The following is a 6,847-nucleotide window of genomic DNA, read 5'->3' as shown; positions in this document are numbered from 1 at the left end:
CCGGCCGTGGCCGCCGCGCCCGCCGCCGCCAATGGCGAAGCGGCCGCGCCGGCCGACGCCGCCGCCGCTCCGGCGCCGCATGTGTACGCGCCGTTCGTCGGCGCCATCGACGAAGTGCGCCTGTCGCGCGTCGCCCGTCCCGCCGCGCTGATCCTGGCCGACGCGATCTCGCAGGGCGCCGAATCGCGCCTGGTGGCCTACGGCACCGACGAGGAACAGTCGGGCTTCGGCTTCGGCGGCCTGGGCTTCCTGCTCAAGGCGGTGCCGATCGACGCCTGGGTCATCATCGCCATCCTGGTGCTGATGATGGTGCAGTCGTGGATCATCATGATCAAGAAGAGCCGCAACGTGGCCCGCGTGGCACGCGCCAACGAGGTCTTCCGCGAGTCCTTCGCCAAGGTCGGCCAGCGCCTGGAACTGCTGGCCGACGACAAGGCCCTGGCCCAGCGCCTGGAGCACGCCTCGCTGTGGCGCCTGTACCGCGTGGCCATCAATGAAATCCGCACCCGCCGCGAGCAGGGCGCCGATACCAGCTCGATCTCGGCCGCCACCATCGAAGCCATCCGCGCTTCGCTGGACGCCGTGCGCACCAAGGAAAACCAGCTGCTGGGCGCCAAGCTCGGCGTGCTGTCCAACGCCATCGCCGGCGGTCCGTACATCGGCCTGCTGGGCACCGTGCTGGGCATCATGGTGGTGTTCCTGGGCACCGCCATGGCGGGTGACGTGAACATCAACGCCATCGCCCCGGGCATGGCCGCCGCGCTGCTGGCCACCGCCATGGGTCTGTTCGTCGCCATCCCGGCGCTGTTTGGCTACAACCGCCTGGTCTCGCGCAACAAGGAAGTCAGCGCCGACATGCGCGTGTTCGTCGACGAGTTCGTGACGCGCCTGGCCGAAGTGCATGGCGAAAGCCAGGCCCAGGAAGCCGCCCACCACAGCGCCGCCCGCGCGCCCGCCGCCAGCCGTCCGGCCGTGCGCGACGCGCAGCCGGCCGCCGCCGAAGCATAAGGAGAGGACTGCCATGGCTTCCGTATCCGCTTCCCAGGACGATGACGACGACGCGCCCGTGGACGGTATCAACATCACGCCGCTGGTCGACGTGCTGATGGTCGTGCTGGTCATGTTCATCCTGACCGCCACGGCGCAGATCGCCGGCATCAAGGTCAACCTGCCCAAGGCCAGTTCGTCCATCGCCCTGTCGCAGCCCAAGACCAAGGCCATTTCCGTCAACGACGCCGGCCAGGTGTTCCTGGACGCCTACCCGGTGACCCTGCCCGAGCTGGAAGACCGGCTGCGCACGGAGAAGGCACTGAATCCCGACTTTCCGGTGATCGTGCGCGGCGACTCCGCCGTGCAGTACCAGAAGGTGGTGGAAGTGCTGGACCTGCTGCGCCGGCTGGAACTGGCCCAGGTCGGGCTGGTCACCGGCAAGCCGAAATAAGGGGCCGAGGCGACTGTCATGCCGCACCACGCATCCGATTCCCCGCGCACCCCCCATCCCGCGCGCCGCTGGCTCAAGCTGGCGGCGGTCGCGGTGGTGTTGATCGCGGCCGCCTACGCGCTCTGGCGCTGGGCCAACGACATGGCCGGGGTGCGCCGCGACGCGCCCAAGGTCACCGCGATCATCCCGCTGCCGCCGCCTCCGCCGCCGCCGCCCGAGCCGGAAAAGCCGCCGGAGCCCGAGCAGCCCAAGGAAGAGCCGGTGGCCACGCCCGAACCCGAGCCGCAGCCCACGCCCGAACCGCCCAAGCCGCAGGACGAGGCGCCGCCGCGTCCGTCCGACGACCTGGCCAACCCGATGCAGATCGACGGCGATGCCCAGGCGGGCAGCGACGCCTTCAACATCGGCGCCGGCCAGGGCAAGGGCATGGCGGGCGGCGGCGGTGGCCGCGCCGGCAACGCCACCTACAGCCAGTACCTCGCCTACGCGCTGCAGAAGATCCTGCGCGAAGACGAGCGCACGCGCAATCTGACCTTCCGCCTGCAAGCCAACATCTGGCTCACGGCCAGCGGCCAGATCACGCGTGTCGAACTGACCCGTTCCAGCGGCGATGCCGACGTCGACGCCCGCGTGGTGGCGGCGTTGCGCGCGGTGCCGGGCCTGGATGAACGTCCGCCGGCCTCGGCCAGCATGCCGATCCGGGCATCGCTGACCGGCCGCCGCCCCTCCTGAAGTGCTGAATTGAACCGATCCTGGAGTGCCAAGAGAATGAAGTTCCAATTGAACCGGTTGGCGGCATCGCTGGCCCTGGCCGCGGCGGGCGCCGCCGCACTGCCCGGCGCCGCCGCCGCCGCGCCCGCCCCGTCCGAGAACGCCACTATCAACCTGATCCGCCTGCTGGTGCAGCAGGGCGTGCTCAAGGCGGACCAGGCCGAGGCCCTGGTGGCCCAGGCCGAAGCCGAGGCCAAGGCCGCCCGCGCCGCGCCGCAGGACCGCGGCGGCGCCGTGGCCCAGGCCGGCGACGTGCGCGTGCCCTATATCCCGCAGACCGTGCGCGACCAGATCCGCGACGAGGTCAAGGCGGAAGTGATGGTGCAGGCCAAGGCGGAAAACTGGGCCCAGCCGAACACCTTCCCCGACTGGGTGTCGCGCATCACCATCGACGGCGACGTGCGCGTGCGCGACGAGTCGCGCCTGTACTCGGGCAGCAACAGCAACGAAATCGTCGACTTCGCCAAGCTCAATTCCAAGGGTCCGTACGACCTGAACCGCAACACCAACAACAACTACCCGCCGATGCTGAACACGCGGGAGGATCGCCGCAACCAGCTGCGCATCCGCGCCCGCCTGGGCGTGCGCGCCGAGATCTCGGAATCCTGGTCGGCCGGCATCCGCCTGGCCACCGGCAGCGACGACAGCCCGGTGTCGACCTCGCAGACGCTGGGCGGCGGCATGGGCAAGAAGGACATCTGGCTGGACCAGGCCTACCTGACCTACCGGCCGACCAAGTGGGCCACGGTCACCGGCGGCCGCATCGCCAATCCGTTCGAGTCCACCGACATGCTGTTCTCGAACGACCTGAATTTCGACGGCGTCGCCGCGATCTTCAAGCAGCCGCTGGAAGGCCGCGACGTGACCCTGTTCGGCACCCTGGGCGCGTTCTCGACCGAGTACGGCTCGAACGGCTGGAACTCGTCGTCGTTCTCGGAAGGCAAGAGCGAGGACAAGTGGCTGCTGGCCGCGCAGGCCGGCGCCGACTGGAAGATCGACAACCGCAACAGCGTGCGCGGCGCGCTGGCCTACTACCACTTCGACAACATCGCCGGCAGGCGCTCCAGCGCCTGCTCGCCGTGGGCCGGCCAGGAAAACTGCGACACCGACTGGTCGCGTCCGGCCTTCATGCAGAAGGGCAACACGCTGTTCCTGCTGCGCAACATCACGTCCAACCCGCTCGATCCGGCCAATACGCCGCAGCCGCAATACGTCGGCCTGGCGTCCAAGTTCGACCTGCTGGACCTGAACCTGCGCTGGGACACGCGCGTGTTCGACGGCCTGGGCCTGCGCCTGAACGCCAACTACATCCGCAACCTGGCCTACAGCAAGGGCAAGATGTGGAGCCGTTCGCAAGGCAACATCGTCAACAACTTCGGCGACAACGGCGAAGTCGAGAGCGGTCCCAACGCCTGGATGCTGCAGGCCACGCTGGGCCGTTCGTTCGACATGAAGGAGAAGGGCGACTGGCTGGCCTTCGTCGGCTACAAGTACATCCAGCCGGATGCGCTGCCCGACGCTTTCAACGATTCGTCGTTCCACCAGGGCGGCACCAACGCGCGCGGCTACTACATCGGCGGCAGCTATGCCTTCGACAAGAACGTGTACGGCGTCCTGCGCTGGATGAGCACGCGCGAAGTCTACGGCGCGCCGTTGTCCATCGACACCATGCAGTTCGAAATCAACGCCAGGTTCTGAGGCCATGGACATGCATACCTTGTGGGATGAATTGCGCCAGCCGCGGGAGCCGGGTCGCGGCCGGCGGCTGGCCGCCGCCGCGGCCTTGTGCGCCGCGGGCCTGAGCGTGGTGGCGCCGGCGCAGGCCGAGACCATGGAAGAGCGCCTGCGCGCCCAGCTGCGCAGCACCACCCAGCAGCTGCAGCAGCTGCAGAGCGAGCAGGCCCAGGTCAACGCCGCCAAGGCTGCCGCCGAGGCCCAGCGCGACGCCGCGCAGAAGGAACTGGAAGCGCTGCGCGGCCAGCTGGCCAAGGCCAAGGGCCAGGCCGACAAGCTGGCCGAGCAGCAGGGCGCGGTCATGGAAAGCGCGCAGGCGCAGGTGGCCGCCAGCCATGCCCAGCTGGGCAAGTTCAAGGGCGCCTACGACGAGCTGCTGACGCTGTCGCGCGCCAAGGAAGCGGAACGCCAGACCCTGGCGCGCTCCCTGGCGCAACGGGAAACCGAGGCCAAGGCCTGCGTCGCCAAGAACCGCGAGATGTACGAGGCCGGCAAGGAGATCCTGAACGCCTACGAACGCATCAGCACCGGCGGCATCCTGGCCATGAAGCAGCCGTTCGCCGGCAGCGCGCGGGTCAAGTTCGAAGAGCAGGCGCAGGCGTACGGCGACAAGCTGTACGACGCGCAGGTCGGCGCCACCGCGCCCGCCGCGGCGCCGGCCCAACCCTGATAGTGCAAGACCTGTCTTATTTTTTTCATCTAGGAATACTGTAATGACCGACTCCAGCCTGATTCTCGACGTCAACGCCGAACGCCTGCAGGACCTGCTGCAATCCGCCGGCTACCGCGTCACCGTGTCCGAACAGAACGGCATGGTGCAGCTGTTGAGCGCCAGCCAGGGCGTGGGCTTCGCCGCCCGCATGGGCAATCCGGCCGCCGAGGCCGGCCGCTACCTGGACTACACCCTGAGCTGCGCGCTGCGCGTGCAGGGCGAACTGCCGGCCGGCCTGGCCGAGCGCTGGAACGTGGAAAAGCGCTTCGCGCGCCTGACCGTGCAGGGCGTGTTCCTGGTGCTGGAACTGGACGTGATCCTGGCCGGCGGCGTGTCCGAGAACTACCTGCGCGCCACCGCGGAACTGTGGGATCGCCTGTTGCAGGAATTCCTGCTGTTCCTGCGCGCCAACGCGACCGCCGAGGCCGGCGCCGAAGACGCCGACGTCGCGGCGCCGCAGGAAGAAGCCGCCGCCGAGGCGGCGCACTGATCCATCCGCCAGGCACGGGGCCTGGCGTTCGGGACGGCGACGTCCCCAACCCGGCCGCCGTTCCCGGCGAATGGCGCATTCAAGCAAGCGAGGTTTCGACCATGAAGATGCTTTCCAACCAACCCGCCCGGCTGCGGCTGACGGCGGCGGTGCTGCTGATCGCGGTGCTGGCCGGCGCCGTGGCGCTGATGCGCGGCAATCCGGCCCAGAGCAGCGAGTCGACGCCGGCCAAGGCCGCCGCCGCGCCCGCGCCCGCCAAGAGTGGCGCCCCGGCCGCGCAAGCCGCGCCGGCAGCGCCGCCCGAGGCCAAGGGCCCCGCCGTGGCCACCCTGGGCGCGGTGCAGGTGGACCGTGACGAACTGGTGCGCCAGATCCAGGCGCTGCCGCCCGAGGCCCGGACCCAGCTCAAGGGCGACCGCGCCGCGCTCGACCAGTGGCTGCGCAGCCGCCTGGCCGAAAAGGCGCTGGTCGAGCAGGCCCGCGCGCAGGGCTGGCAGGACCGTCCCGAGCTCAAGCGCGCCTTCCAGGCCGCGCAGGAGCGCATCGTGCTGCAGACCTATCTGGATTCGGTCAGCCGGGCGCCCGACGACTATCCGGGCGAAGCCGACCTGCAGGCCGCCTACGAGCGCGCCAAGCCGCAGCTGGCGCAGCCGGCGATGTACCGCGTCAGCCAGATCTTCCTGCCGGCCGCGGTCGGCGACAGCGATGCCGTGGCCGCCGCGCGCAAGCAGGCGCAGGACCTGGTCAAGCGCGCCCAGGCGCCCAAGGCCGACTTCGCCGCGCTGGCCAGGAGCTATTCGCAGGACACCACCACCCGCGCCCAGGGCGGCGATATCGGCTACGTGCCGCTGTCGCAGCTGACGCCGGAGATGCGGCCGGTGATCGAGCCGCTCAAGGCGGGCGAGGTGGCGGCGCCGGTGCAGTCGGCGGCGGGCTTTCACATCCTCAAGCTGGTGGACCTGCGCGCGGCCAGCGTCGCGCCGTACGAGCAGGTGAAGGACGCGTTGCGCGGCGCGCTGCGCACCCAACGCCAGGAATTGGCGGCGCGGGCATATCTGGAGGGGTTGCTGAATGCAGGAACCGTCAGCATTGATGGTGCGGCCCTCAATGCCGCCTTCGACCAAACCGCGGCTGCCGCAACGGCCCAGCCGGCCCTCGCCGCCCGCGCCGCGCCCTGAGGACGGCGGCATCGCCGCGGCGCTGGAGGCGCGCCTGAGCCAGGCCCTGGGCCAGGCCGGGCCGCCCGCCAGCCTGCAGTGCGCGGCCGCCTTGCTGCAGGCCTTGCGCGTCACCTTCGCCGGCGACCTGCTGCACTGGCTGGCGCTGGTGCCGCAAGCGGAGCCAGGCCGCCCGCGCGACCCCAACCGCGACCACAGCCTGGACCTGGCCGACCTGCGCGTGCTGTACCGGGCGCTGCGGGTGGCGTGGCTGGCCGAGCTGGTGTTCGGCGGCGCCGACGGCGCGCGCCGCTGGCTCTGCAGCCCCAAGCGCCGGCTGCACGGCCGGGTGCCGCTGCTGCTGTGCCAGCACGGGCGCTATGCCGTCCTGATCGAGCAGTGGTTGATCAACATCGACGAAGGAAACGGCCCATGACCGCGCTCTGGCGCTTGAGCAACAGCCAGGACCTGATGCCGCGCGCCCGCCCCGCGGGCCGCTGGCACGCCGCCGGCGCGGCGGTGGTGGTGCTGGACGCCACCCC

At 70.3% G+C, this 6,847-nt stretch carries 8 protein-coding genes; all 8 read left to right on the top strand.

Annotated features, from left to right (window positions below; all coding sequences use genetic code 11):
• Positions 1 to 1,008 (top strand): MotA/TolQ/ExbB proton channel family protein (locus tag H0523_RS31205; protein WP_257225191.1); only part of this gene is annotated, 1,008 nt, incomplete at its 5' end.
• Positions 1,009 to 1,021: 13 nt separating this feature from the next.
• Positions 1,022 to 1,441, top strand: coding sequence for an ExbD/TolR family protein (locus H0523_RS31200; RefSeq protein WP_054431806.1), 420 nt, complete (start codon positions 1,022 to 1,024; stop codon positions 1,439 to 1,441).
• Positions 1,442 to 1,459: 18 nt separating this feature from the next.
• Positions 1,460 to 2,173 carry a TonB C-terminal domain-containing protein gene (locus H0523_RS31195; RefSeq protein WP_006390100.1) on the top strand — a complete coding sequence of 238 codons (714 nt, stop codon included), beginning with the start codon at positions 1,460 to 1,462 and terminating at the stop codon, positions 2,171 to 2,173.
• A 36-nt stretch (positions 2,174 to 2,209) separates the two neighbouring features.
• A complete protein-coding gene (locus tag H0523_RS31190) occupies positions 2,210 to 3,910 on the top strand; it encodes a putative porin (protein ID WP_054431804.1) in 1,701 nt (566 codons plus the stop codon).
• 10 nt (positions 3,911 to 3,920) lie between these two features.
• Entirely contained in the window at positions 3,921 to 4,616 is a 696-nt protein-coding gene (locus H0523_RS31185; RefSeq protein ID WP_231689788.1) for a DNA repair protein, read from the top strand.
• A 43-nt stretch (positions 4,617 to 4,659) separates the two neighbouring features.
• A complete protein-coding gene (locus tag H0523_RS31180; protein WP_054431803.1) occupies positions 4,660 to 5,148 on the top strand; it encodes a YbjN domain-containing protein in 489 nt (162 codons plus the stop codon).
• 101 nt (positions 5,149 to 5,249) lie between these two features.
• A complete protein-coding gene (locus H0523_RS31175; protein ID WP_054431801.1) occupies positions 5,250 to 6,326 on the top strand; it encodes a peptidylprolyl isomerase in 1,077 nt (358 codons plus the stop codon).
• Positions 6,256 to 6,741 carry an MbcA/ParS/Xre antitoxin family protein gene (locus tag H0523_RS31170; RefSeq protein WP_054431799.1) on the top strand — a complete coding sequence of 162 codons (486 nt, stop codon included), beginning with the start codon at positions 6,256 to 6,258 and terminating at the stop codon, positions 6,739 to 6,741. The genes H0523_RS31175 and H0523_RS31170 overlap by 71 nt, the downstream gene beginning before the upstream one ends.
• Positions 6,742 to 6,847 lie beyond the last annotated feature (106 nt).

The sequence above is a fragment of the Achromobacter insuavis genome (assembly GCF_902859645.1).
GTDB lineage: Bacteria > Pseudomonadota > Gammaproteobacteria > Burkholderiales > Burkholderiaceae_B > Achromobacter > Achromobacter insuavis.
Note: the sequence above shows the minus strand (reverse complement) of the source record. Positions and strands in the feature narration are given on the sequence as shown.

Excerpts from the sequence above, each read along its gene's own strand:
- H0523_RS31175 (WP_054431801.1), top strand. The coding sequence starts at position 5,250 with ATGAAGATGCTTTCCAACCAACCCGCCCGGCTGCGGCTGACGGCGGCG.
- H0523_RS31185 (WP_231689788.1), top strand. The coding sequence starts at position 3,921 with ATGCATACCTTGTGGGATGAATTGCGCCAGCCGCGGGAGCCGGGTCGC.
- H0523_RS31195 (WP_006390100.1), top strand. The coding sequence starts at position 1,460 with ATGCCGCACCACGCATCCGATTCCCCGCGCACCCCCCATCCCGCGCGC.
- H0523_RS31170 (WP_054431799.1), top strand. The coding sequence starts at position 6,256 with ATGCCGCCTTCGACCAAACCGCGGCTGCCGCAACGGCCCAGCCGGCCC.
- H0523_RS31200 (WP_054431806.1), top strand. The coding sequence starts at position 1,022 with ATGGCTTCCGTATCCGCTTCCCAGGACGATGACGACGACGCGCCCGTG.
- H0523_RS31190 (WP_054431804.1), top strand. The coding sequence starts at position 2,210 with ATGAAGTTCCAATTGAACCGGTTGGCGGCATCGCTGGCCCTGGCCGCG.
- H0523_RS31180 (WP_054431803.1), top strand. The coding sequence starts at position 4,660 with ATGACCGACTCCAGCCTGATTCTCGACGTCAACGCCGAACGCCTGCAG.